We start from the raw sequence: 25,867 nt of genomic DNA, 5'->3' as shown, positions 1-25,867 counted from the left end.
AGAGGCTGGCGTGACTGTATTCCCGTTGGGTTGAAGCAGATCCGGTCGTGACGCAGCATCCACATACGAATAGTATTCGAAAACAATAAGTATGAAGCTCGCGCAGCCTCTCGGGCGCTGTTCACCGCGCAGGTGAGCATCATGACGCCGGACAATGACGTCGATCGGGATCTCACGCGCGCCGGTCACAGCCCCTAGCCACTGAGGCGATGGGGACGATTGCGCGACGCTTGGATTTCTTAGCTGGCCAGGCACGTGAATCGTGTTACGTGGTCTTACGATGGAGGTGGCCAATGGCCCTTCAAGTGGAAGTGGATTACGTTAGTTTCGTTCAGACTCTACCCATAGGTGCCTATCAGGTCGACGCGGAAGGGAGATTTGTGTACTGCAATGATGCCTTTGCACGAATCTTCGGTTATGACACGGCCACCGATCTGATCCCAGGAAATATCGTTGACTTCTACCCTGACCCGCAAGAAAGGGAAAGACTCATCAGTTGGATGCGGAGCAAGAGCGGCGTCTTGGTCAACGAGACCATTTACTTGAAGAACAAGCACGAGAAGCCTGTCGTAGTAAGCGACTCATCACAACTTCTATACGACCCGGAGGATCGCACCAAGGTTGTCGGCATCAGGGGCGTCATGATCGACGTAGGATACAGGAAGCTAATCGACAGTTTCAACGCAGGCATCTACACGATCGACGCAGAAGATAGAATTGTGAAGGTCAACCGCGCCGTGGCCAGAATGTTCGGATTTGAGCATCCACGTCAGTTGGAAGGCATGAGCATCGGGGACCTATACAAGAACAAGGCCGACTTAGCGGAGCTAAAGGCCCGGCTGGAGAAAGACGGCGTTGTGGAGAACTACCCCATAGCGATGAAAAAGAAGGACGGGGAGGAGATAATCATTTCTGTTACGACTTCTGTGATGAGAGATAGAGATGGTCGAGTGATTGGCAGAGAAGGGATCTTCACCGATATAACGAACACGGAGAGGATTCGAAACATACTGGAGAACATGCCAACTGGTGCGTACCAAGTGGAAAATGACTACACCGACACGCCCCGCATACGTTATTGTAACGCAGCGTTTGCACGCATGTTCGGTTACTCAACGCAGGAGATGTGCGGAATGGACATCCGCTCGCTCTACGCGAACCGTACCGACGTAGACAAGTTCGAACTCGCCACACAAGATGCCTATTCCAAGGGACAACCTCTGTGTGCCCATGAGCTACTTGTCAAGGACCGTGAGGGGAATAAGTTCTGGATAGCAATCGACTGCTTTCCGAACTCTGACCACAGGGGAAACATCACCGGACGACAGGGTACGATCAGGGACATCACCATCAAACGCAAGCTGGAAGCTGTACTCCGCGGCACAGAGGATGTGCAACGTTTTGCTCACCGATTCATGGCTCCAATGATGAGCATTTACGCGAACACGGGGGTGGTGCTGGAGGAAATGGAGAGAGTCATAAACATAGAGATCCCCGAGAACAGACGGAAGGAGTTTGGGGGACTGTCGACGGACGGCGTTGCAATTGCGAGAGCAATCAGGGAAGCCACGCAAGGTCTGCTCGACGACCTAAAGCAGCTTGCCGACCTCCTTGAGCGAGAAGACAGTCTGGCCGCCCACAGGAAGCAGCTGGACGAGCACGCCGCAAGACTCAGAGCTCTGAAGGGTGACCGCCGGGTTGAGAATATGGTAGAGCTTCGCCAGGAACAGCGCAACTTGGCCGACAGCCTTCTCTCCTTGAGGAAGGCGGTCGAGCAGAAACCTGACCTTAGAAGGGTCTCAAACAAGATACTCACTCGACTTAGGGACCTGGACAAGTTCTACATTCTCTTCGTTGCACAGCTGACGACCAATACGTCTGAGATCGCGTATCTGGAAGTGGAGAGCCTGCGTGCGTACATGTTGCAGTGGGGACACGGGAAACCGGAGACGGCCTATGAGTTCAAGGCGGGGAACCTGTACAACTGCATCCTGGAAGTGGCAAACATCTACCAACTCTATGCGATGAAGAAAGGGCTGGAGATTGTGGTAAACAAGAAGGGGTATGTTCCACCCGTTGAAATGTCTGTGCGGGATATCAAGTGGATGCTTCACTATCTGGTGCAAAACGCCGTCAAGTACTCTTTCCGCAGGGAAGGTTTTGTCAAGGTGGAAATCGGGACACTGGGGAATGACGTCACAATCGAGATCGAGAACTACGGCGTCGGCATCCTGCCAGAGGAAATCGAAGAGGGCATGATCTTCGAGCACGGCTATCGTGGCAAGTTCTCCGGGGACTGGAACCGGGTCGGCTCGGGCATCGGACTTTCTGAGGCTCTCAGAATAGCACTAGGACACGGTGGCCGCATCGAGGTTTCAAGTCATCCTATTCCGGGATATCAAGGTGAGATAAACAAGGACACTCCGTTTATCACGAAGGTGAAGGTTTGGCTTCCCCTAGCACACCGGAAAACACAGCAGAGCGGAGGTGAAGAGTGAAGAGAATCCTATGGATTGAGGACGAGGCAGATACTGCGTTGGCAAGCTACAAGATCCCGTTGGTGCGTGCCGGGTATACGGTAGACATAGCGGGCGACGCAAGCGAGGCCATAGAACTGCTCAGAGAGAAGCAGTATGACGTGTTTGTGTTCGACATCATCATCCCAGCTGGACCGCGTTTTGGAGCTTCGGACAAGAATTTCGTGGGCTTTGACCTATTGGAGGCTCTAGTCAAGGGTCAGATTGAGGGGGTGCGGCGAATAGATCCTAACACGGTCATTGTCTTCACCGTCGTTAATGACCCAGAACTCCACAGCAGAATATCCGAACTCGGCGTGAACAGGCTCTTCGTGAAGAGCCTGAGCGGCAGCAGCGTGCTCAAGTCCGCGGTGGATGACATCCTGGGCATCGCGTCGGAGGATGTGGGTGAATAGGCGGCAGGCTGAATACTTTGTGATAAGAGAGCGACGTCAGGTCAGGATTCGTTGGCTACGAGGCGTCGCCTTCTACGCAATACTGGCAACGGTCCTCATGATCGTGTCTGCTGGCTTTCTGTGGAGGTTTGAACGTCCACTCAAGGGCCAAGAATCTGATTTCCTTAATCTTGTAGCACTTATGCTGACCGGGATCACAGCATTCGTATTCGCCATTCCGTTACTGACAGGCATTGAGACCTACTCGTCCAACAGAAGACGTCCGATACTGCTGTACTTGGTGTGGCTGCTTCTGAGCTTAACATTCTTCATCCTGCTCAAGGCTGATGTCATTCGGATGACTCCGATTACGTTCAAGATTGCTTTGCTCGCCTCTGTGTGGTCTCTTGGTATCTTGCCGCTTTATCTTGTCAGATTCGTTCGCTCTAGCATCGTCCAGGAGCTGGAACGGATTTTCGCGAGGAGCGCACAACTCGTAGTAATCCGACGTGCGGGAATAGACGGTCGAAACAGTACCGAATTGTCAGCCAGCATCAATGCGCTTAGGCAATTGAGCATATTGGCGGCAAAGGCATGCGATTTCGACACCTTCAAGCAGGGTCTCGACAGAATTTGCAGGCTAGGTAAACTGATAGCGGGTTCTAACGGTACAAACGCAAGCGCCGTCAACGACCTGTTCCGCGAGGTAGTGAGGAGTTTACGTCATGTCGGGACAGAGTGCGGGGCGACCGGTGGAGAGGAAAATCTGCGGGAAGTGGTGAAATCAATGGGGAATTTGATCAGGTACGCAATGGGCGAGGGTAGTATGACGGGCAAGGGCGGAGAAATTAACTATGCCACGGCGCTTGATGAGCTCCGGAAGACGGGCGCTGTGGGCATAAAGTGGGGATGGCCTGCGGCATCAATCGAGGTCGTTGATTGTCTGGGCAGAATCGGCGAGCATTCTTTAACAGTGGGAGCGGAGCAGCGACTCCGGTACAAGCCGGACTTGGACGTCATCGCTCGGATCAGGGAGATCGGGCTGATGGGCGCCGATCAGGGGCTAGAGGACCTGACTGTCGAGACTCTGAACCGAATTGAGTCAATGGCGGACATAGCCTGGCAGACAAGAAGCGAGCCGGCCATGACCGAAGCCGTCAAGTCTCATCTCGTTGTTTCTGCGAGACTACTATGGCAAGTGAAAGACACGGAAGAGTGGCTGAGGAAAGCACATTCCAGGATGCAGCATGAGTTCGGAACCCGGTACGCCCGTGGGCTCTGGCGAGCGATGGAGGAAGCACAGGTCTCTTCCTTCTTTGACAGGCGAGTGTTCCACCATCTTGTCAATCGATTGACGCTGATCCGTACCGCGTATGGATTTCCGGGCCGGACGCCTACCTCGTCGCTCCGAATCACGTAATTGACATCTGCCGCGGGCGGTCACTCAGCCGCCTGTCCCTTTGTGTGTCTCTTCTTCGAGTCATCTGCTCAGCAGCTCCCTGCGCCCTTCCTCCGCACGGCAATCAATTCCGCAGCTATTGACACGGCGATTTCGTGGGGACCTTCTGCTCCGATATCGAGGCCGATGGGGGTGTGCACTTTGCCCGAAAACGATTCCTCGATGCCGTATGCCTTGAGGAACGCTACGGTCTCCGCGATTTTGGTCTTCGAGCCTATCATTCCCAGATATGCAACATTCTCCCGAATCACCTTTGCGAGAACTCTTCTGTCCACCACGTGACTGCGCGTCACTATGACCACAAAACAGTTCTCATCAAGCCGTGGGAAGCTCTCTTCATATTCCGGGTCGGTCAGAATGGTCTCGACCGGTTTCCGATACTGGTCGAGAATCTCGGGTCTGTCATCGACTATTGTGATTCTGAAATCCAGGGAGGCCGCGATTCCGACCAGAGCTCTGGCGATGTGTCCCCCGCCGAAGATGAGCAGTCGTTCGGGTGGCGCCAGAAGTTCCATGAAAACATCCGCCTCTCCACCGCAACACATCCCCGTCGCATCGGGGCCGCTTCGTGAGAATCTGTACGTCTTGAGAAGCGTGCGCGGGCCCGTCGGAGAAACACTGCCCCCGAACAGGCTGAGGCAGTCATCAACTACCATCTTTTCGAAATTGCCGCCGCCTATGGTTCCGGAAATCGAGCCGTCGGGAAAAACCAACATTTTTGCGCCGACGTCCCTCGGAGACGATCCCTCCCCTCTCACCATCGTGGCCAGAACAAACGTGTGGCCTTCCCCGCGCTTCTCAGCCGCTTCCTCGAAGATATCCATTCGCACCCTGCACTCTCGGGGTCGAACGAGCGCCCCTTCTGCTTCTAACTTGCCTTCGCTCCACGTTGCGCCTTCTCGATCTTCGCCCAAGCATCGCGCAATGTCACAGTCCGATTAAACACAAGTTTGTCTTTCAGAGAATCCGGATCCGCGCAAAAGTAGCCCAGTCTCTCGAACTGACACCGATAACCGGGGTTCACGCCGGCCAGGCCCGGCTCCAGCTTACACGAGGTCAAGATCTCCTGGGACTTGGGATTCAAGTTGGATTTCCAATCTGCGCCTTCTTCCACGTCGTCCGGATCCTCTTTCGTAAAGAGGTGATCGTACAGTCTGACTTCCGCGTTGACGGCGTGCGCCGCGGACACCCAGTGGAGTGTGGCCTTCACCGCCCGCCCATCGGGAGATCCGCCTCCGCGCGTCGCCGGATCGTACGTGCAACGAAGCTCCACCACCTCACCGGTTTCTTCATCCTTGACCACTTTCACACACGTCACGTAGTACGCATACCTGAGGCGTACCTCGCGACCCGGAGCCAGCCGGTAGAACTTCGGCGGCGGGTCCTCACGAAAATCGTCTTGCTCGATGTAGAGAACCCGCGTGAACGGGACCTTTCGTATCCCCATCGTCGGATCCTCAGGATTGTTGATCGCCTCCAGCTCTTCGACCTGGCCTTCCGGATAATTGTCGATCACAAGACGTAGCGGGCGCAGCACCGCCATCACACGAGGCGCTCGCCTGTTGAGGTCCTCTCGCAGACAGTGCTCGAGAAACGCGACATCCACGACGCTGTCTCTCTTGGCCACTCCGATGCGCTCACAGAAGGTCCTGATCGACTCCGGCGTGTAGCCACGCCTGCGGAGGGCCGCTATCGTCGGCATACGTGGGTCGTCCCACGCCTTCACGACGCCATCTTTGACCATCTGTAGAAGCCGTCGCTTGCTCATCATGGTGCGAGTCAACTTGAGGCGAGCAAACTCGATCTGCTGCGGGTGGTGTACGCCCAGCTGATCCAGATACCAGTCGTAGAGCGGCCGATGGTCTTCAAACTCCAGGCTACAGAGAGAGTGCGTGATGCCTTCGATCGAATCCGACTGACCGTGTGCAAAATCGTACGTCGGATAGATGCACCATCTATCCCCCGTCCTGTGGTGTGCGGCCCTCAGGATTCGATACATGACGGGGTCGCGCATGTTGAGATTGCCGGAGGCCATGTCGATCTTCGCGCGGAGAACGCGAGAGCCGTCCGGAAATTCTCCTGCGCGCATGCGCTGGAACAAGTCCAGATTCTCCTCGACGTTGCGGCCTCGATGCGGACTGTTCGTGCCGGGCTCCGTGAGAGTGCCTCTGGTCTCTCTGATCTCATCCGCGCTCAAGTCACAAACGTAGGCTTTGCCCTTCTTGACGAGCTGCACGGCGAATTCGTACAGCTTCTCAAAGTAGTCGGAAGCGTGGTAGAGCCTGTCGCCCCAGTCGAACCCCAGCCACTTGATGTCCTCCTTCATCCCCTCCACGTACTCAACTTCTTCTTTGGAGGGATTGGTGTCATCAAAGCGAAGGTTGCAGAGTCCTCCGAATTCGGCGGCCACACCAAAGTTGAGGCAAATGGACTTCGCGTGTCCGATGTGTAGATAGCCGTTCGGTTCGGGCGGAAATCTTGTATGAACTCGACCCTGGTTCTTGCCCGCTTTCAGGTCCGCGGTAACAATGTCTTTGATGAAATTGGAGGGAGCAAGGGGCTCACTACCGGCCATACACGGGATCCTCACTTCACAATTTTGGCAATCTCTTTGAACTTCTCCGCCTTCGCGGTTCTGAGCAACTCGAACAAAGCGGTCTCAGTGCCCGTCAAGCCGGCACCAATTTCCTTTATCCTCTCCAAGCCGATCTTTCTGTTCTCTTTTGTCCTCGAAGAGACGGCGTCGGAGACGATCTGTACCTCGTATCCTGAAGCCACCAGATCTGTCGCTGTTTGATATACGCAGATGTGCGTCTCAATCCCCGCGAGCAAGACCTGCTTCCGATTCAGTGAATTCAGTGCAGTTACGAAGCGGTCGTCTCCGCAACAGCTGAAACTGAACTTACTGATGGGGCCGACGTCGTCCAGAAGGGCCGCCAGTTCTGGAATTGTGGGACCCAGGCCTTCTGGATTCTGCTCGAGCCAGAGAATAGGTATTCCAAGAATCCGCGCACCCTTGATGATCTTTTGGAGGTTCTCAAAGAGTTCCTCCTTCCTGTGCATTAGATGCGCAAGCTTTCCCTGCACGTCGATGATCACCAGAACCGTCGTCTCGGTCTTCAGCATGTTATCGTCCGCCGGACCCCGCTTGCGAAGCACCGGCCGAAGCTGGAAAGCTCCGGGAAGGTGCGAAGAGCTCCGGGTAGGTCCCTCCATTTTTCCCACATTTTGATCGGCTTCAGCTTTTCGCCTACGGCCTTACTACAATGAATCTATGACGATAGCCGATGAGAGTCAACGAGTTTCGCAGCCGAGGGGGTCGCAACCGGGGTCTTCCCGGTCAAACTAGAACGGCCTCGGGCGACAGTCGAAATTGTCTGGACTCAAAAAAACCCTTGACATACTATTAGCTTGATACTACTATTCATCTAGCATTAGTAGCTATTCAACAATATTCGACATTTCGCAATACAGAGAGCCAAGCACGTAGGACTTGAAAAATGGCCGAGCGAACGACGAAGCAGCCGGGCGAACGGGGTACGTACCGACGGAGGGAGAGGAAGGCACCGTGAATGAGATGAGCACTGCAGACAAAAAATTCCAGAAGGAGCTGAATTCCGGGACCGCTGCCTTGGTCCTCCTGAGTGTCTTGGACAACGCGACCGAACCCATGTACGGCTACCAGATCGCCAAGCACATCGAGTCAGACCGCAAGCAAGTCCCCATGATGAAGCAAGGAGCATTCTATCCCGTGTTGAGATCTCTGGAAGACAGCGGCCTGTTGGACAGTCGTGTCGAGCCGTCCGTTTCGGGACCACCCAGGCGCTACTACGGAATCACCTACGCCGGTCGACAGACGCTCGCGCGGTGGAGAGAGATATGGGATCAAACAAAGGGTTTCGTGGACACAATGTTGCAAGGAGTACCGGATGATAAAGAGCATTGATGAATACCTCGCCCTACTGAAGAAGGAGCTCGCGGGAGCCGATCCCGCCACGATCCAAGACGCTCTCTCGGACAGCGAGGAGCATTTGAGAATCGCGCTTGGTAACGCAATTGCGGCCAGCCCTCGAGCCTCGGAGACCGAGGCTCTTCAGCCGATCGTCGAGAAGTATGGGTTGCCGGCCGAGGTGGCGGCCGCTTTCATGGAAATCGAGGCCCGGACTCCGACCGGACTTGCGCGCCCCGCACTACAACAAAGGAGGTCATCCATGTCACGCTTCTTCGGTGTAATTGCGGACCCCAGGGCCTGGGGAGCATTCCTCTATATGCTCTTCTCTCTCGCCACTGGTATCATCTACTTCACGTGGGCAGTCACTGGAATCTCGCTCTCCGCGAGTCTTCTCGTGCTTGTCATCGGTCTGCCCTTTGTGGGGCTGTTCTTGCTGTCCGTGAGAGGAATCGCCTTTGTGGAGGGCCGAGTCGTCGAGGCGCTATTGGGAGTGAGGATGCCTCGAAGATCCCTTTTCTCGGAGCAGAACCTCGGATGGTGGGGACACTTCAAGAGTCTGGTCTCAGAAAAGCGCACATGGATGACGCTTGCCTACATGGTGCTACAGCTACCGATAGGCATCATCTATTTTACGGTAGCCACGACCCTGCTTGCCCTTTCAGTGGGCTTGATGGCACAACCGGTTATGCAACTCGTTTTCCATTTTCCGGTCGCGCAGATAGATGACGCTCATTACTACGTGCCAGGCGCCCTTCTCCCTCTGGTCGTACTGGGAGGGATTCTGTTGCTCGTAGTCACCATGCATCTGGTAAAGTCCGTGGGGAAGATGCACGGCGCTCTGGCCAAGACAATGCTCGTCATGGAGTGAACGCAGCGATGCGTTGCCAGCCGGCGCAATGCTACGTCACAGAATAATAGTCTTGGCGCGCTACGGGCAAACGAGCCTGGCAACAACCGTTCACTGCTTCAATCCCAGTTCCTGAAGCACATTCTGGGCGTTGTCCACGAAATCAGTCACGAACAGTATGTACCGGATGTCCACACTGATGGAACGGGTCAAGTCGTCCTCGAATTGAAAGTCGCTACTCAGAGCCTCGTAGTTTCCGTCGAACAGGCACCCGACGAGCTCCCCCTTCGAGTTGAGCAAGGGGCTTCCCGAGTTGCCGTTCGTGGAATCGTTGGACGTGAGCACGTTGGCGACCACGTCGTCAAAGTCCGAGGAAGCATAGGGACCGTAGGTCCTGCTGGCAGCCAGTTCCAGGATCCTCTCGGGGCAATCGAAGGGGTCCGCACCCGTGTGTTTCTCCACGACTCCCTTGAGTGTCGTGAACGGGCGATAGAGGACCGCGTCGCGCGGAGCGTAGCCTTCCACACACCCGTAGCTGAGGCGCATCGTACCGTTCCCGTCGGCATAAAGACCGGCCTTCAATCCTCCGGTGAGCATCTCAATCCACTGAGGAATCAACATGTCAAGAGCACCGGCGAAGCTCTTCCTTCTTTCAATTCTCTTCTCATTTTCTTCGTAGAGCTTGGCGGCAAGGGCGATGAAAGGATCCCCCTCCTTCAGAAGCTCACTGCGCGACATGTCGAACATTCTGAGGCGCTCCTCAGCTTTATCAAGTCTCGTATCGCTGTACAGTCCGTCCAAAAGCGCCCCTATCGCCGTTTGCAACTCTGCCGACGCCTCGCCGGCAATCGCCCTTTCGCGTTCCGCCTCATTTCTCAGCCCCAGCATTTCATCCACGACGGCCACTCGCTGCCCTTCTGGAAGACCGGCGATCTCGCGCAGGAACATCTCCAAGAGTCCCCGATCGCTTCCGGGGTGAAATCCCGTGTTGAAGATCTTGAGGTCCCTCTTCATGTCGGGAATGTCGCGATCTGCAAATCCGGAATCACGATCCAGATCCTTCTTGGTCTTCTCAACGCTCCACTTGTAAAGCAGCATCGCCTCGCCGAGTAGTGATCTCTGTCCAACCAGGTATTCCAGAAGAAGATCCTTCATCTCACATTTGGAATTCTCTTCGTACAAAGACTCGAGTCGGCCGAGAAGCCTGTTGTACTTCTCGTGGATCACCATGTCGGCCTGAGAGTCAGCGAGGAGCTTCCCTTCCATTTCTTTCTGCTGCTCGACGAGACGGAATCTCTTGAATCCCTCCAGTATTCCTCGGTCCTTCTTGAGGTAATTGTAGATACCTTTCATCTGGCCCGCGACCCTGACGGCGGCAACCGGGTCGGCGCCCGACTGTTCCTCGAGAATCCTCACCATCTGGCCCTGCAGTCTTATCTGCTGCGGAAACTCAAAGCTCTCGAGATCGCTCAGGGCGTACGAACTCAGATACCGGTCAGTCCAAGCAGGAAAGCCGATGATAAAGGCGAAGTCTCCTTCGCGAAGTCCGGCCGCCGCAATCTTGAGGTAGGTTTTCGGTCTGTACGGAACGTTGCCCTTCGAGTACTCGGCCGTCTTCCCGTCCGCCGCTACGTACGCTCTAAGAAAGGAGAAGTCACACGTGTGGCGAGGCCACATCCAATTGTCCACTTCACCGCCGTACTCGCCGATGGAGCGGGCCGGAACATACACAACGCGGACGTCCTTGATCTTGATAGACGTGTAGAGCAGGTATCTTGACTCGCCGAAAAAGCCTCTGACCTCGCAATAAACGTCCCTTCCCTTCTCCGCCTTCTTCACAATTTCTCTCGTTCTTCTCTCAATCGCCTTGTAACGCTGAAGAGGCGACATCGAAGGTTTCACTGCCGAGAGCACCTCTCGCGTCACGTCGTTCACGGACTGACCGACGTAAATCGTGTAACCGACGGCCGGCACCTCCTCTTCCCTCGACCTGGCGAGAAATCCCTCCCTGATGTAGTTGTGTTCGAGGGTACTCATTCGCTGCACGGCGCCAAACGCAACGTGGTGATTTGTGAGGATCAATCCCTCCGGCGACACAAAAGAACCTGTCGCACCGACCCTCACCACGGCGTTTGCCACACCCGTCCCCAGACCGTTGTAAATTTCATCCTTACTGAGTTCGCACCCGTTGAGGCGCATGTCCCGCATGACTTCGTCGGATAGCTCTTGCGGAAGCCACATGCCTTCCCCGCAGTACGCGGGAAACAGACAGGCTAGCGCCGCAGCAATGACGACGAAGCTCACTCCGACAATCAGCCGGCACCGTGGTTTGTTGTTCGCCAAGAAGATCTTCCTCATACGCGTCTCCTCCGAAAAGGGTTTCCTCGTCACACCGACTCCCATCAAGCATTCCCCAAACGTCGTTCGATTTCCTCGAAATCGATGTCCTCGAGCGCTTCGTAGAACCATTTCTCTGCGGCACGGTACTTGCGTTCCAGATCCTCCTCGTCCCTCACAAAATAGAGTTTCTTCAGCCTCTTCACGACATCCGCTGGCAGGTCATAATGAACATATCGCGTCTTGAACTGGTAACGCACGGGCTTATGTTTGATCCGCAGCAATTCGACCAGCAAGTCTAGCGTCAATCCACGATACAGTTCCAGAGCCTCGATCCAATTCTCTCTGCTTATCTCTTTGCGGATGAAACATCCGAACGTGTCGTAACGCTTCCGAATCCTCTCGGCCCTAGATCTCAGAGTATTGAGAAGCTTCTCCCTGTCCAGTGGAGCACGTCTGATTGCCTCGTTTTTGTTGAAGCAGAAGCACACTCCACCGTGGATTTCAGATTCGAGAAACTTGTCCTGGCAACCATGCTTGAAGACGGCCAGGTCAATCAGTAGGAACTTGCTCGTGCCATCGAGCCTATAGAACGCCTGCGCGTAGCCCTGAGCCGGGACGGTCGGGACTTCGTACTTGAGCTCAATCGGCGAAACCGATTCCAGCGCTCGTTCCGCGACTGGGAATACCTCTCCTACCCGCTCATCCCGAGCGTCTACGTACAGATCAATGTCCGACCACTCGTCGAGACGACCGTGGCCGATGGCCCCTCCCTCCCACATCGCGTACACGTAATCGAGAGGCTCCAATGCACTCACGAGTGCAGAGAGAATCTGTTCGCGACCGATCGCCTTGCGATCCTGTGTCCTGTCACGGCGTGTAGATCGACGTACAACGCTCCGTGTCCTGCTCAACGTACGGCACCCTCCTCTTGCCAGTTCGACGCCTCCGAAGAACTCGATATTCCAACGAACGCGATATCTCAGATTCTACCCATATTTTTAAATGATGCAACCATTCAATAACCATGTATGATGTGCTTCCGGCTTTTGGGGTGTATTCTGTGTTATCTTGGAGAGAGTGCTTCGAACTGTGGAAAAGCCGGCGTGTGGTATAATGGGGGAATCGTGAGTTCCGACGGTAGTGAATCGCAAGTCAGCGGGCTTGCTCGAACCTGGCGCGCGATAGCCGGGGCGCCCAGACAGCTCAAGGACCCGAAGGTCGTTCATAAGATGTCCTTGATTCCACTGCTGGCGTGGATAGGCCTCGGTGCGGACGGACTATCGTCTTCGTCTTACGGCCCCGAGGCGGCGTTCCGGGCGCTGGGGAGCCATACTTATCTTGCCGTCCTGCTCGGGCTGGCCACGGCCCTAACGGTCTTTATCATTTCCTACGCCTATTCCCGCATCATAGAGCACTTCCCCCACGGCGGAGGCGGATACGTCGTGGCCACTCACATGCTTGGAAAGAACGCGGGAGTCGTATCCGGAAGTGCCTTGTTGGTCGATTACATACTGACCGCCACCGTGTCCATCGTGGCCTGCGTCGATGCGATCTTCAGTTTTCTCCCGATGGAATTCCATTCCTACAAGGTTCCGATTGCGTGCTTCCTTTGCGTGATTCTCATCGTACTCAACATAAGAGGGGTGAAGGAATCGATATCGGTCCTCGCGCCCATCTTCATTGTTTTTGTCGTCACCCACGTCCTCATGCTGCTCGACGGGGTTCTCACGCACACGGATCGCTTTGTCCCGCTCGCCAACGAATTCAACTCAGGCGTCGCACGAGACCTTTCTACCATCGGAATCTGGGGTTTGCTGGCGCTGTTTTTCCGCGCGTATTCATTGGGAGGAGGCACGTACACTGGAATCGAGGCCGTGTCGAACGGCCTCCAGATCATGCGTGAGCCGAAGGTGCAGACGGGAAAGAAGACCATGCTCTACATGGCCGTCTCGCTGGCGTTCACCGCGGGAGTCCTGTTTCTCTGCTACGGCCTCGTAGACATAAAACCGGTGGTAGGAAAGACGCTCAACGCCGCTCTTGCCGACAGGCTCTTCGCCGGTTGGCCGGTCGGAGGCTGGATCGCCTTTGTCACTATTCTCGCGGAAGGCGCCCTGCTTCTCGTGGGAGCACAGACCGGCTTTGTCGATGGTCCGCGAGTCATGTCCAACATGGCCATGGACTCCTGGTTTCCTCGTCGTTTCGCCAACCTTTCCGAAAGGCTGAGCATGCAGAACGGCGTCTTAATCATAGGTCTCGCATCCATCGCTCTCATGATCTACACGCGCGGGTCGGTGGCCGCGTTGGTGGTCATGTATTCGATCAACGTTTTTGTGACATTCTCGTTGTCTCAGCTCGGAATGAGCCGCTTCTATGTCCGCCGTCGGAAGGAAGACCCGAAATGGAAGAGACACTTGAGCGTTCATCTCGTCGGCCTCGTCCTTTGCGCGACCATTCTCATAATTACGACAATCGAAAAGTTCACCGCCGGAGGCTGGTTGACGTTCCTCATCACGGCTCTCGTGGTCGCGGGCTGCTATCTTGTGCACCGTCACTACGCGAAAGTGCAGAGAGGAATCGCAAAACTCGACGAAATCCTTCTCGATTTTCCGACGTACGGTCCGATCAACACCAGTCCTCTTGACCCCAACGAGTGGACCGCAATTCAACTCGTTTCGGGCTACAACGGCCCCGCCGTCCATACGCTGCTCTCGATCATCAAAAATTTCCCCGGGACCTACAAGAACATCATCTTTGGGTCTGTGGCCGTGGTCGATTCCGGAGCGTTCAAGGGGGCGGAAGGAATCGACGCCCTGGAACAGTCTGTCAATCGTGACCTCGAGAAATGTGTTGACTTGACCAGAAAGCTCGGCTTTGCTGCGGACTACAGGATGATCGTGGCCACCGACGTGGTCGACGGAGCAATGCACCTATGTGAGGGTATCGTCAAGGAATTCCCAAAATCCGTTGTGTTCACCGGTCAGGTTACCTTCCGCCTTCCAAAGTTCTACGACAGAATATTCCACAACGAGACCGCATTCGCGGTTCAGCGGCGTCTCCAATGGCGTGGGATTACCAGCGTGATCTTGCCGATCAGGGTCAGGATATAGCTAGGGAGCGTCTATGAACGCTGTGCCGATTGTGCTGGGTGCCATTCTTGTGATGGCCCTGGCATACCGCTACTACAGCGCCTTCCTCGCGGCCAGGATCGCCGCTATCGACGACAGCCGGCCGACGCCCGCTCACAGCCTCAACGACGGCCACAACTATCACCCGACTAACAAGTGGGTTCTGTTCGGACACCACTTCGCCGCCATCTCCGGGGCGGGACCGCTGATCGGCCCTGTCCTTGCGGCCCAGTTCGGGTACGCCCCCGGGTTGCTCTGGATGCTGTTGGGGGCAGTGCTGGCTGGGGGCGTGCATGACTTTTTGATCCTCGTGGCGTCCATACGGCGCCAGGGAAAATCACTGGCTGAGATCGCTCGCCACGAGGTGAGTCCCGTTGCCGGAACGATCGCCTCTTTGGCCATTCTAATAATCATCATCGTGGCGTTGGCAGGGTTGGGGCTGGCAGTGGTCAACGCTCTGAAAGAAAGCTCTTGGGGTACGTTCACGATCGCCGCGACAATTCCAGTGGCGCTGTTCGTCGGCCTGTGGATGTACCGGATTCGGCCTGGTCACATTGTCGAGGCCAGCGCGATCGGAGTGATTGGCGTGTTTGCCGCCGTGATTCTTGGCGGGCGCGTGCCTCACTCGTTCCTGGGCCCCTGGTTCACGCTCTCACAGAATGGGATTATCGTCGCCATCGCAGCCTACGGCTTCATCGCGTCCGTACTGCCCGTTTGGCTCTTGCTCTGCCCCCGCGACTACCTCAGCTCCTACTTGAAGATCGGGACGATCGTGGCGCTCGTGATCGGCGTCCTGGTGGTTCACCCTTACCTCAAAATGCCCGCCGTCACTTCTTACGTGCATGGCGGCGGACCGATCATTCCCGGAAAGCTCTTTCCGTTTCTCTTCATCACTATCGCTTGCGGAGCCATATCGGGCTTTCACTCGTTGGTGGCCTCCGGTACCACGCCCAAGATGATATCGAAGGAATCGGACGCCATCCTGATCGGCTACGGGGCCATGCTCGTGGAAGGCATCGTGAGCGTTGTCGCCTTGATCGCCGCTTGTTCGCTGGTGCCGGCCGACTATTTTGCCATCAACGTGGCGCCGGCCAAGTTTGCCGGCATGGGAATGACTCCGGTGAATCTTGCCGACCTTTCCGCACAGGTCGGAGAGAACGTGGCGGGCAGGCCCGGAGGCGCGGTATCGCTGGCCGTCGGGTTCGCTCAGATATTCTCCGGCCTGCCGGGCATGAGGGGCCTCATGTCCTACTGGTATCATTTCGCCATCATGTTCGAGGCCCTTTTCATTCTAACTACGATCGACACCGGGACGCGCGTCGCGCGGTTCCTTTTTCAGGAGTTCGGCGGTCGGTTCTACAAGCCGATGGAGAGGACCGGCTGGATTCCCGGAACACTCATCTCGACGGGCCTCGTGGTTTTCTGCTGGGGATATTTCATATGGACCGGCAACATCAGCACGATCTGGCCGATGTTCGGCACCGCCAATCAACTGCTGGCGGGAGTGGCGCTGGCCGTGGCTACGACCGCGCTTATCAACGCAGGCAAGGTCCGCTATCTGTGGGTGACTTTGGTACCGATGTCCTTCGTGACCGTCACGACGCTCTACGCCGGCTGGCGGAACATCTTCGACAATTTCATGCCGCTGACGACTACTCCGGGGAAGGTGGGACTGGGATACGTGAACGTCACTCTCTCCGGCCTGATCATGTTCTGCGCCGTGGTCGTCCTGATTGAATCATTCCGCCGCTCTTACCGCGTTTTGACCCAAGGCAAGCACGTGCGAGCCGGAAAGACCGCACTCGGTTCAGAATCACAATTCCAGCAACACAAATTCGGCGAGGCGTGATTTGGCCTACTTGCTCTCGGCCGCGAGGGCTTGCCCGAACGCCTTCCAGAAAGGATCGACCCTCGGGTGTTCGAGAGGTATCTCGTGATCTCTCTCGAGCAAAGTTATTCCATGTTCTTCCGGACAGGTCTCCCCTATTTTTGCCGCCAGAATCCCCTTCCCTTCCAAGCACGAGAGAAGCTTCGTTGTCTTCGCTTTCTTGCACGTAATAATCAGAGTGCCCTCGCTGATCGAAGAGAAGGGATCGATCTCAAAGAGACGGCAGATTTTCTCTACCTCGTCCGGAATCGGAATCTTTCCCTTTTCGATTCGCATCCCCACGCGGGAAGCGCGAGCCACCTCGTAGAGCCCTCCCCAGAGGCCGCATTCGGTGGCGTCGTGCATTGCTGTGACGCCATTCTCGCGCACTCCGACTGAGACCGCGGTGAGGGCATCCTCAACAACGCTAGTCTGCCAGAAGAGGGCCTCGGCACGTCCCGCGAACACCAGGCCGTAGGCCTCCTCAACACGGCGCGGCAAGGCCACTGCGAAGAGCGCCGATGCTTCGATCGCGGGTCCCTTCGTGATCACGATGTCTTCGTCCGGCGACGCCATGGCCGGGGTAATGTAGTCTGTCTTGGGGCCGACGGACATCATCGTCGCCCCGCCGATCATGGGATAATCCGTTCCCTCGTATCGGGCAGTGTGGCCGGCGACAATGGCGATGCCCAGCTTGTCGCATTCCTTGTGCATCGTCTTCCAGAGAGTCACTAGGTCATGTTTTGTGATGCTCATCGGAAGGTTGAGGTCGATAGCGAGGTATCGGGGGCGCAAGCCGGAAGTCGCGGCGTCCGAGGCGAGAATGTGGATGGCGAACCACGCCGAGCGCTCCCAGCCGTACTGAGGCACCACGAACACCGGATCACAGGTGATGGCCATCACAAAACCCCCACCGATGTCGATGACGCCGACGTCCACACCGTGCTGAGGGGGTACCAGAACGCTGCTGTCCTTACGACCAAGCATGGGAAAGATGACTTCGTCGAATATTTCCGGGGAGATTTTTCCGATTTCGGGCAGGTCGTTCCCTGTCTGCGCTGCTTTCGGTTTCATTGCCTCCTCCAAGCATGCCGGCGGCAGGGAACAGTGCGTCACCGCAGAAGAGGCGACGAATAGTGCTTTCCCTCCGCAGGCATTGCCCTAACAGGTTCAGGGGGTCGACTCCAGGTTTTTCGCGGAGCCCTCTCAGCCGTTTCTGCTCCCCCAAGCACTTTCTCATCTATAGCACGCCGTTCCCAGGTTTGTCAAACTCCGTTAACGGGGGCAGGTCAGAACTCTTGCAATTCCCCTTGCCGTTTTGATAGACTGTTCGGGCCAACGCGGCGAGAGCAACTGTTCATATTGATCACCTGGCATTCAGTTACATTGTTGGTTCTGTGTCCGTTCACTCGAACAAGGGGGGCAACATGAAGAGAATTCACGTATTTCTCGCTGTTGTAATCCTGTTTGTCCCGCTTCTGGTTCTGGCTGCCGACAACTCGCCCCAACCCCTCACCGGGGTGGAGGTACATTCGCTGGGACCGCAGAAACTCGGCAACCTGCCTCAAGTGTCTGTCCCGGCCGATAATCCCCAGACCGGCATGAAAATCATGCTGGGCAAACAGCTCTATTTTGACACCCGTCTTTCAAAGGACAACACCATTAGCTGCGCCACATGCCACGACCCTCTCGCGGGCTGGGCTGACAAGGGTCCGACGAGCGAGGGAATAGGTTCGCAGCGCGGCGGCCGCAGAGCTCCGCCAGTCTCCAACGCAGCCTACCTACCCCTGCAATTCTGGGACGGAAGAGCCCCGAGTCTCGAGGAACAAGCCAAGGGGCCGATCCAGAATCCAGTCGAGATGGGCAATACTCATGAGCAAATGCTGAGAACAGTAGGTGATATTCCAGGTTATGTGGAAGAGTTCAAGAATGTGTTCGGAACGACGCCCGTAACGATCGACCAGGTGGCGCAGGCCATAGCTGCGTTCGAGCGCACCGTCATCACGACGGATTCGCCTTTTGACAGGCTTGTCAAAGGCGACGATACCGCCCTGACGCCGCTCGAGAAGCAAGGGTTAGAGATATTCAACGGAAAGGCACATTGCACGGCATGTCACTGGGGCGGTCATTTCACGGATGGAAGATTCCACAATCTAGGTGTCACGCAGAGTGGTCCGCTCAAAGTAGACGATGGTAGATCGGAAATCACAAAAAACCCCAAGGATACGCGCGCCTTCAAAACGCCGACAGTTAGAGACGCTGCACTACGACCGCCATACATGCATACGGGCGGGGAGAAGACTCTGACAGACGTGGTCAATTTCTACAATAAGGGCGGGGGCACACGTGACGCATACCTCGATCGCATAATGGTACCCCTTGGACTCACTGACCAGGAGGTGAGTGCACTGGTTGCGTTCATGACGCGTGCCATGACGAGCCTCAATCCTGAAGTTGCAGCCGTGACGCCCATCCCGGCCTCAGTACTGCCAAAGTAGAGGAGGAGAGGAGAATGAAAAAGTCATGTCTTCTTTTGCTCGTTCTCTTCGTGTTACAGCTCACGATGCCTACCGGCGGTCACGCGATTCCGGCGTTCGCCAGGAAGCACGGCTTCAACTGTAACATGTGCCATACTGCTTACCCCAAACTCAATGATTTCGGACAGCGGTTCAGGGACAACGGCTACCAGATTCCCGGCCAGGAAGGAAGAGAGAAGAGCGTGTTTGACACTCCTCCCCCGATTGCCGTAAGAACATCTACCGGGCTCTCGGGATACAACACTAAGAATGTTACAACTTCCGGGTTTGACATGCTGGGGCTGGACTTGCTTGCGGCTGGAGTTATGCACAAGAACATATCGTTTCTTTTCATCTATACGCCGAGGATGGACGAGCCTTCAGCGGACTACACCGGTTCTCAAGGCGGCACGAACCCATCGCAATTGGGAGCCTTAGAGTCGGGAAACGTCGTGTTCAGCAACGTCATACAGGATGCGTTGAACGTCAGGGTCGGCAGATTCGAACCGGCGTATCACGCAATCAGCTCGAAACGCTCGTTCTATTTGACGGAGCCCTACGAGATCTATTCGTTCTCAACACCGGAAAACAATTTCGTTTTCGACGACAATCAGATTGGCGTTGAAGCGACCGGCCAGTGGAGATGCGGATTCAAGTATGGGTTGGGTGTCGTTAATGGCACCGGAGCAAGCCCGGACAACAACAGATACAAAGACGTCTACCTGAACGTTTCGCAAACCATGGGCGCGGGGGACGGACAGAGTGCGGGACAACGAATAGGTGCGTTCGTCTACTACGGCTGGCAGCCGCTCTCGATCTCGGGCGCTACACTCTCCCCTACCGGTGAAGCCGACGGCGGCCCTAACGAGCCGTTCTACAGATTCGGTGGGCATGCCAGTCTGAATTGGAAAACGCTCAATCTTCAAGGGTCGTACGTGAAGGGTGTGGATGACAACTCTCTGAATGTTCTTGCTCCGACAGAAGACTACGAGTTCGATGGTGGCCTGGCGGAGCTGGATTACGCGGGCCTAATGAACAACAGGCTGATCGCTTCGGCACTCTACAACTGGATTTGCACGCCATCGTATGACCGTGACAGGGAGGTGAAAGCCTATTCCGGGGTTCTTAGGTACTACTTCGGCGACTGGACGGCGGTCAATGTGGCCTTGCACGCCGAATACACACACAGGGAAACCGGAGAGACAGATCCTCTCAAGGAAAATATTTACGCCTTGGTTGTGGATTTTGCTTTTTAGTCTGTGACGCAGGCAGCATCCGCGTAATACAAGACTGGCCGGAGTGGCTCCCCAGACCGGACTCGAACTCGCGAATCGACTGGTGGGACTGACCTGGATAGGACGGCACGATTGTGGGTGGCGTGCTGGAAGCACCCCTTGCAGCAGCACTCCTGCGAAGCGCCGCTATAGCAGCGCCCCCACGGAGGCGCTCCCACAGCGGCGTCCCTCTAGCCACGCCCATACAGCACAATCCCTACAGCAGAAACACTATCATCGGGCTTGCTTGAGGCGGCAGAAACAGCGCGCCCTTTACTGGGCACTCATCTCAAAACCACTATCTTCTTACTCAGTGCCTGCCCCGCGGCGTCAATACGAATGATGTAGACGCCGGGCGAGACCTCCTGCCCTCTTGCGTCGCGGCCATCCCACGCGAGTGACTGGCGTCCCGCGCTCACGAGTCCACCATCCAGAGTCCTCACCTTGTGGCCGTGGATGTCATAGATGTCGAACAGTAACTTCTGAGGACGCTGCAAGAAGAGTTCGAACTGAGCGCCGGAGCTGGAAGGGTTGGGTCTCACCGACAAGGACACCGCCGCTTGGGGCGATGCAGAACCACCGCTGCCTTGGTCCGGCTCTACACCAGTGACGGCAAGCGGGAAGTAAACGTATTCGGCCGCCTCGACGTTCCCATTCCCGTTTCCAGCAGGCACCTGTGCCGCGAGGACTCCTCCGTCAGCGGATTGGTACGCCGCCATCGCAAGATAGACACCGCCGGGAAGCGGCGTGCCGAGATAAGTCTCGAGCGCCACCAGCCCCTCCAGGTAACTCCCCGAGGCCTTTTCGATTCCGCTCGAAAGGACGTTCTCGTTCTCATCAAACCAACCGCACCAGTTGTTGGAATCCTCGTTGCCCAGGTAGAGCGTGCGGTCGGCTACAGTTCCTGCCTTGGCCCACGGCGCAGCTACCGGAGTCGAGAGATCCACGCCGAGAATCACGAAGTGATCCCAACCGGCCGTGCTCCCCACACCTTCCGTCGCCACGTAGAGATACTGCCCGTCCCAGTCGGCGTAGAGGTGCAGGCTGCCGTTCGAGGCCACCAGCGTTGAAGTTGTGTCGAGACTTCCGTCGATGACGTGCGACGGGCTTCCCGAGGTCTCACCGATCCACACGTGCTGGATCGGGCTACGCTTGACGTTTCCCAGCGAGTCCTCGGCCTCGACGTAGTAGTCTATCAATACCTCGGACAATTCAGTGACGTGGACATAGTATTCGTCGGCAATGTAGTCTGGAAGCACGGAGAAATTGATGCTGGGGTCGTTGAGATAGTTGCCCTTCGGGAAGTCTCGCCACGCCATCGCCAGCGTCTGCCACGACCCCACTTCCGCACCGCCGGCGTAGGTTTCGTTTTGATCGCTCGTCATCGGATTTGTGCCATCGGCATCCAGCCGGTACTTGAGTTGAACCCGTTTCACGCCGGAAGCGTCGTAGACGAACGTCCAAATCCAGAAATCACTCGCCATCTGAGTGCCCTCACCACTCGGATAGCCCCAGAGAGAACCTCCTCCCCTCCCACCGGGATTCCAGGGAAGCCGCTGAGGCAGCCAAATCGTGGGCGCAACCGCATCCGCGCCGCCACCGCCGGTGATCACCGGGTCCGCATACAGAACCGCGGCGTTTGCGGCGAGGGTGGCCTTGACTTCCATGTCGAGCGAAGTTCCGTAGTACATGTAGCCGCTCTCGTAACCTGAGAGCAAGTGATGCCACGCCTTCTCGACACTGTTCGCGCCGGTTGTCGGATCGTAGATCTTGGCGGGGCTCGGTTCCGTCCCAAAAATCGCCTCGGCAGTCTCGACTCGGTTCTGCGCCGCCGTGAGCACGGCCCAATTGCGCTCGTCCTCGGCCCAGCCGTCCGGTATGTCAAACTGGCCACTCGCGTCCACGAGAGGCCAGTTCCAGTTTATGAACTGAGGCGATCCAAAATCGCCGTCGGCGTTCACCCATCCGCCGTCCTCGACGTGAACAACGTCGCCGGGATCGACCGGATGGTCTGCCAGGTACTCGTCAACGGTCGAGGGTTCGTAGCCCTTCGTCGCCGCCTGGTGACAGAAGTTGGTCACGTTTTCATTGTAATAGGAATAGCCTCCCGACCAACTGTTGTCGCCGTCGTGCGCGAACAGGATCAGCATCGGCTTCGCGGGATCGTTACGGCTTGCTATTGCATCGATCTCGCCCGTCCCGTACATGCCGTAACCTTCGTTCCAGCTCATTGCGTCTGCCGATGGAATCACCTTGATGGAATACGCCTGGCCCGTGCTTGGATCGACGTAGCGGGCGTAGTGCGGTCTGAAACCGAACGGCACCGGCGTCTTCACGTTCACGCCTCTGCTGATTCGTATGTTGTCGTAGTAGCCCTGCGCCGGGTTCAACTGATCGGCCGGATTGGGTGGGTCACAATTGTCTTCGCTGGCCACGTACGGATAATCCTGGCACGCGCGGGATACGTGGACGTCGGGAACAATCACCCACTCCATTCCCTGTTGCACCAGAATCGGAATCATGCGTTCCGAGAAGCAAATCTCGGCCGGGAAATAGCCCTTCGAGTAGTTCGTGTCTCCCCAAGCTGCCTTGTAGGCTATCTTTTGGACCTGGATTTCCTTCCGCAACGCGTTCTGGTCCATGAGCGGAGCGATCGGGTGATGTGCGGCAACCAAGAGCTGCGACAGCCTCGAACGACCGCCGGAAGTCGTCCACGAACGGCCGGTTCGGTAGTCGGCGTACCAGGTTCCCGCGTATCGCCCGCCGTTCCAGCCTGCGTCGGCGAGGCTCTTAATGTTTTCGATCAAAGCCGCCGCGAAGCTCATCTGCGCGCCGGCGTCGGGGAGGTCGAGAACGGAAGCAACGGCGTCCTTGGGATAATTCTGATAGTCGTGGACGCGGTCGTCCTTGTTGAAAATCTCGTACACGTCGCTCTGCGAATGGCCGAGCGTTATGGTTTCGTAGGCCGTTTCATACCGTGAGGGATACCATGTGCTCCTGTCAGGCCAGTATATCGGCTGATGCATGTGCCACAGGTAAGTGGTGTGGATGGGAGCGGCGAGGACAGTGGCCGGAGCAAGAACCAGGCCGGACAACAAGATGCAGATTGCGGTAAGAGTCAAGGCACGGGCGGGACCGGAGGCCAAGACGCAGAAAAGTCGAGCAACCCCTGGGTGCAAATGAGTCTTTGGTCGTTTCACGACGAGCCGCTCCACTAGTTCCCCATACCGAGCTGCCAGAAGAGGAAACCCATCTCGTCCGTCAGATCATCAATTTGCTTGTTCAACGGTTGCCCCCCCGAGTGACCCAGTTTTGTGTCGTAGAGAAGCAACACGGGCTTATCGGACCCGGTAGCCGACTGAACCATGGCCGTCATCTTGCGAGCGTGAAGAGGCGCAACTCGCGTGTCGGAATCTCCGGTAATGAACAACGTGGCCGGATACTCGACGCCTTTCTTCACGTTCTGGTACGGAGAATACGCATAAATGTATTTGAATTGCTCCGGATCGCTTGCGGAGCCGTACTCGGAAACCCAGAACTTGCCGAGCAGGAACTGATCATAGCGCAGCATGTCAAGCAACGGATACGTACAGACGACGGCCCGGAAGAGGTCGGGTCGTTGCACTTCGGCGGCGCCCACCAGAAGCCCGCCGTTACTTCCTCCCGATATCGCAAGTTTGGATGGGTTCGTATATTTGTTCGCCGTGAGCCATTCGGCGGCGGCGATGAAATCGTCAAACACGTTTTGCTTCTTGTCAAACATTCCGGCGCGGTGCCATTCTTCGCCGAATTCCGCTCCGCCTCGCAGGTTGGGCACGGCATATACACCGCCATTTTCGATCCAGAGCACCCCAACCGACGAATAGTACGGAGTCATGCTGACATCGAAACCACCGTAGCCGGTGAGGAACGTCGGATTCTGCCCGTCGAGCCTCATGCCCTTCTTGTACACCAGAAACATCGGGATCTTTGTGCTGTCCTTCGAGGCGTACCACACCTGTTTGACCTCGAACATGTCGGTCTTCACCGGAACCTTAAGCTGCGCCCACACCGTTTGTGTTCCCTTGCCGACGTCGTAACGGTAAATGGTCGGCGGCACGTGGAACGACGTGAACGAAAAGAAAGCTTCGTTGCTCTCCCACCAACCCGCCACACCACTCACGCTACCGAGCGCCGGTAACGAAATCTCGCGCAGAAACTTGCCGTCCGGATCGAAGACCTTGATTTTCGAGACCACGTTGTCCAGGTAGTTGATGAACAGCCTTCCGCCCGCAAGCGACATGCCCTCGATGACCGCACTTCCCTCCGGGATTATTTCCTTCCAGTTCTCGCGCCTGGGGTTCTTCACGTCCGCGACCAGAACGCGACCTTTGGGCGCATTCCAGTCAGTCAGTATAAAGACCTTGTCGCCGGCCAGATGGGGTTCAAATCTTGCTTCAACGTCGTCAACGAATGTTCGTATCGGGCCCTTCTCGGTCAAGTCCTGGTAGAAAATGTCGGTTTTCTGCCCGGCCGAACCGTACGCCACGTCGATGACCAAGTAACGCCCGTCCTCAGAGACGACGGCACCGATCCCCTTGTCCGGACCGTAGCCGTCGCCGAATATCTTAACATCGTCACTCGGATTTGATCCCATTTTGTGATAATAGACCCGCGAACCCTCTTCGCCGTGGCGAGAATAGTAAAAGCCGCTCTTGTCCGGCGGGATCGACAAGCTGAAGTAGAGTCCCCTGGTAAGCGTGTCAGGCAGGTCGCATTTTGTGTCTACGTTGAAGAGCCTGACGGCGACCTCGTCCTGGCCTCCGTCCCGGATTCCGTACGCCAATATGGTGCCGTCCTTGGACACGTCTTGAAGCTCCACGCTCTTTGTCTTGTCCGCGCTCATAGTGTTCGGATCGATCAAGACCTCGTCCTCACCTTCAGGTCCCCGACGCATGTAGAGAACGTACTGATCCTGGTCGGGCGACCGCTTGTAAAAGAAGTAGCGACCGCCGTGCTCGGACGGCATGGTGATGCGCTCGATCTTCATCAACTCGGTCAGTCGCTGCCTGATCTTTTCCCTCACCTTCAGGGAATCGATCAACGAATGGGAATACGCGTTCTGTGCGTCGATCCACGCTCTCGTTTCCGGACTCTCCTGGTCCTCCAGCCACCGGTAAGGATCCACGATCTCTTTACCGTGCAGGACGTCTCTGACTTCGATCTGCCGGGTGTCCGGCGGTTTTCTGTATGCCTCTCCCTGCGCCAGAGCAAGGGCCCACACAAGGCACGACAGAAGGGCAATCGAGAGCACGACGAACGAGGATTTTCCGAAGATCCAGAGGGACTTCTCGTGCGAGCCTCTCTTGTTACGACCATTTCCGTTGAAATCGTGTCTGACGTGAGAGTACATTGTCGAAACCTCCTTCGAGGCAGAGGGCAACCCAAAGGCACTTCTGCTGTTGCAGGTAAACACAGCATGCGCCGCCGGTGGTGACGCGTGCGCGGGCGCGGGCAAAATGGCCCTACGCCGCCGATGGTGACGCGTGCGCGCGGCAAATCACCATTAGATACCGGACTAGGCGACGAATTGTTTC

Annotated in this window: 17 protein-coding genes and 1 riboswitch; of the genes, 9 read left to right on the top strand and 8 right to left on the bottom strand. The window is 56.4% G+C overall.

Annotation, left to right across the window (positions count from 1 at the left end; translation table 11 throughout):
* Nucleotides 1-293: 293 nt before the first annotated feature.
* From NTX17_02020 to NTX17_02010, 3 genes are read left to right on the top strand one after another with little or no spacing between them, the layout of a single operon-like run.
* On the top strand, nucleotides 294-2,498 hold the full coding sequence (locus NTX17_02020; GenBank protein MCX5800154.1) for a PAS domain-containing sensor histidine kinase: 2,205 nt from the start codon (nucleotides 294-296) through the stop codon (nucleotides 2,496-2,498).
* Nucleotides 2,495-2,932, top strand: coding sequence for a response regulator (locus NTX17_02015; protein MCX5800153.1), 438 nt, complete (start codon nucleotides 2,495-2,497; stop codon nucleotides 2,930-2,932). The genes NTX17_02020 and NTX17_02015 overlap by 4 nt, the downstream gene beginning before the upstream one ends.
* Nucleotides 2,925-4,331 carry a hypothetical protein gene (locus tag NTX17_02010; protein ID MCX5800152.1) on the top strand — a complete coding sequence of 469 codons (1,407 nt, stop codon included), beginning with the start codon at nucleotides 2,925-2,927 and terminating at the stop codon, nucleotides 4,329-4,331. The genes NTX17_02015 and NTX17_02010 overlap by 8 nt, the downstream gene beginning before the upstream one ends.
* Nucleotides 4,332-4,399: 68 nt before the next feature.
* Here the strand turns inward: NTX17_02010 and NTX17_02005 are convergent, their stop codons facing one another.
* Genes NTX17_02005 through NTX17_01995 form a run of 3 tightly spaced genes read right to left on the bottom strand, consistent with a single transcriptional unit; the run spans nucleotide 4,400 to nucleotide 7,496 of the window.
* Nucleotides 4,400-5,194, bottom strand: a complete 795-nt coding sequence (locus NTX17_02005) for an XdhC/CoxI family protein (protein ID MCX5800151.1) — start codon at nucleotides 5,192-5,194, stop codon at nucleotides 4,400-4,402.
* A 44-nt stretch (nucleotides 5,195-5,238) separates the two neighbouring features.
* Complete coding sequence (locus NTX17_02000; protein MCX5800150.1) at nucleotides 5,239-6,945, bottom strand: glutamine--tRNA ligase/YqeY domain fusion protein; 1,707 nt, start codon at nucleotides 6,943-6,945, stop codon at nucleotides 5,239-5,241.
* 11 nt (nucleotides 6,946-6,956) lie between these two features.
* Nucleotides 6,957-7,496: a hydrolase gene (locus NTX17_01995; GenBank protein ID MCX5800149.1), complete on the bottom strand. Its 540-nt coding sequence runs from the start codon at nucleotides 7,494-7,496 to the stop codon at nucleotides 6,957-6,959.
* A 451-nt stretch (nucleotides 7,497-7,947) separates the two neighbouring features.
* On the opposite strand from NTX17_01995, the gene NTX17_01990 reads away from it, so the two are divergent.
* Both NTX17_01990 and NTX17_01985 read left to right on the top strand, forming a co-directional pair.
* Nucleotides 7,948-8,316, top strand: a complete 369-nt coding sequence (locus NTX17_01990; GenBank protein ID MCX5800148.1) for a PadR family transcriptional regulator — start codon at nucleotides 7,948-7,950, stop codon at nucleotides 8,314-8,316.
* Nucleotides 8,300-9,190: a sensor domain-containing protein gene (locus tag NTX17_01985; GenBank protein ID MCX5800147.1), complete on the top strand. Its 891-nt coding sequence runs from the start codon at nucleotides 8,300-8,302 to the stop codon at nucleotides 9,188-9,190. Before NTX17_01990 ends, NTX17_01985 begins: the two co-directional genes overlap by 17 nt.
* Before the next feature lie 90 nt (nucleotides 9,191-9,280).
* Here NTX17_01985 and NTX17_01980 read toward each other — a convergent pair whose 3' ends face one another.
* Nucleotides 9,281-11,527 carry a S46 family peptidase gene (locus NTX17_01980; protein MCX5800146.1) on the bottom strand — a complete coding sequence of 749 codons (2,247 nt, stop codon included), beginning with the start codon at nucleotides 11,525-11,527 and terminating at the stop codon, nucleotides 9,281-9,283.
* A 44-nt stretch (nucleotides 11,528-11,571) separates the two neighbouring features.
* Nucleotides 11,572-12,420, bottom strand: a complete 849-nt coding sequence (locus NTX17_01975) for a nucleotidyltransferase domain-containing protein (GenBank protein ID MCX5800145.1) — start codon at nucleotides 12,418-12,420, stop codon at nucleotides 11,572-11,574.
* Nucleotides 12,421-12,612: 192 nt separating this feature from the next.
* Here NTX17_01975 and NTX17_01970 point away from each other — a divergent pair, with 192 nt between their 5' ends.
* On the top strand, nucleotides 12,613-14,616 hold the full coding sequence (locus tag NTX17_01970) for an APC family permease (GenBank protein ID MCX5800144.1): 2,004 nt from the start codon (nucleotides 12,613-12,615) through the stop codon (nucleotides 14,614-14,616).
* 13 nt (nucleotides 14,617-14,629) lie between these two features.
* A complete protein-coding gene (locus NTX17_01965) occupies nucleotides 14,630-16,483 on the top strand; it encodes a carbon starvation protein A (GenBank protein ID MCX5800143.1) in 1,854 nt (617 codons plus the stop codon).
* 6 nt (nucleotides 16,484-16,489) lie between these two features.
* Here NTX17_01965 and NTX17_01960 read toward each other — a convergent pair whose 3' ends face one another.
* Complete coding sequence (locus tag NTX17_01960; protein ID MCX5800142.1) at nucleotides 16,490-17,575, bottom strand: AIR synthase family protein; 1,086 nt, start codon at nucleotides 17,573-17,575, stop codon at nucleotides 16,490-16,492.
* Nucleotides 17,576-17,626: 51 nt separating this feature from the next.
* A riboswitch (TPP riboswitch) is annotated at nucleotides 17,627-17,737 on the bottom strand.
* A 191-nt stretch (nucleotides 17,738-17,928) separates the two neighbouring features.
* Here NTX17_01960 and NTX17_01955 point away from each other — a divergent pair.
* Together NTX17_01955 and NTX17_01950 are read left to right on the top strand one after the other, a co-directional pair.
* On the top strand, nucleotides 17,929-18,999 hold the full coding sequence (locus tag NTX17_01955) for a cytochrome-c peroxidase (GenBank protein ID MCX5800141.1): 1,071 nt from the start codon (nucleotides 17,929-17,931) through the stop codon (nucleotides 18,997-18,999).
* Between the two features lie 14 nt (nucleotides 19,000-19,013).
* On the top strand, nucleotides 19,014-20,273 hold the full coding sequence (locus tag NTX17_01950) for a hypothetical protein (protein ID MCX5800140.1): 1,260 nt from the start codon (nucleotides 19,014-19,016) through the stop codon (nucleotides 20,271-20,273).
* 302 nt (nucleotides 20,274-20,575) lie between these two features.
* Here the strand turns inward: NTX17_01950 and NTX17_01945 are convergent, their stop codons facing one another.
* Nucleotides 20,576-23,491, bottom strand: a complete 2,916-nt coding sequence (locus NTX17_01945) for a T9SS type A sorting domain-containing protein (GenBank protein ID MCX5800139.1) — start codon at nucleotides 23,489-23,491, stop codon at nucleotides 20,576-20,578.
* Nucleotides 23,492-23,505: 14 nt separating this feature from the next.
* The gene (locus tag NTX17_01940; GenBank protein MCX5800138.1) at nucleotides 23,506-25,683 is read right to left on the bottom strand and encodes a prolyl oligopeptidase family serine peptidase; all 2,178 of its coding nucleotides are present in this window, start codon (nucleotides 25,681-25,683) and stop codon (nucleotides 23,506-23,508) included.
* Nucleotides 25,684-25,867 lie beyond the last annotated feature (184 nt).

This window comes from Candidatus Eisenbacteria bacterium (genome assembly GCA_026388185.1).
Classification (GTDB): Bacteria; Eisenbacteria; RBG-16-71-46; order JAFGJU01; family JAFGJU01; genus JAPLKG01.
This window is presented reverse-complemented; position numbering and strand designations above follow the sequence as displayed.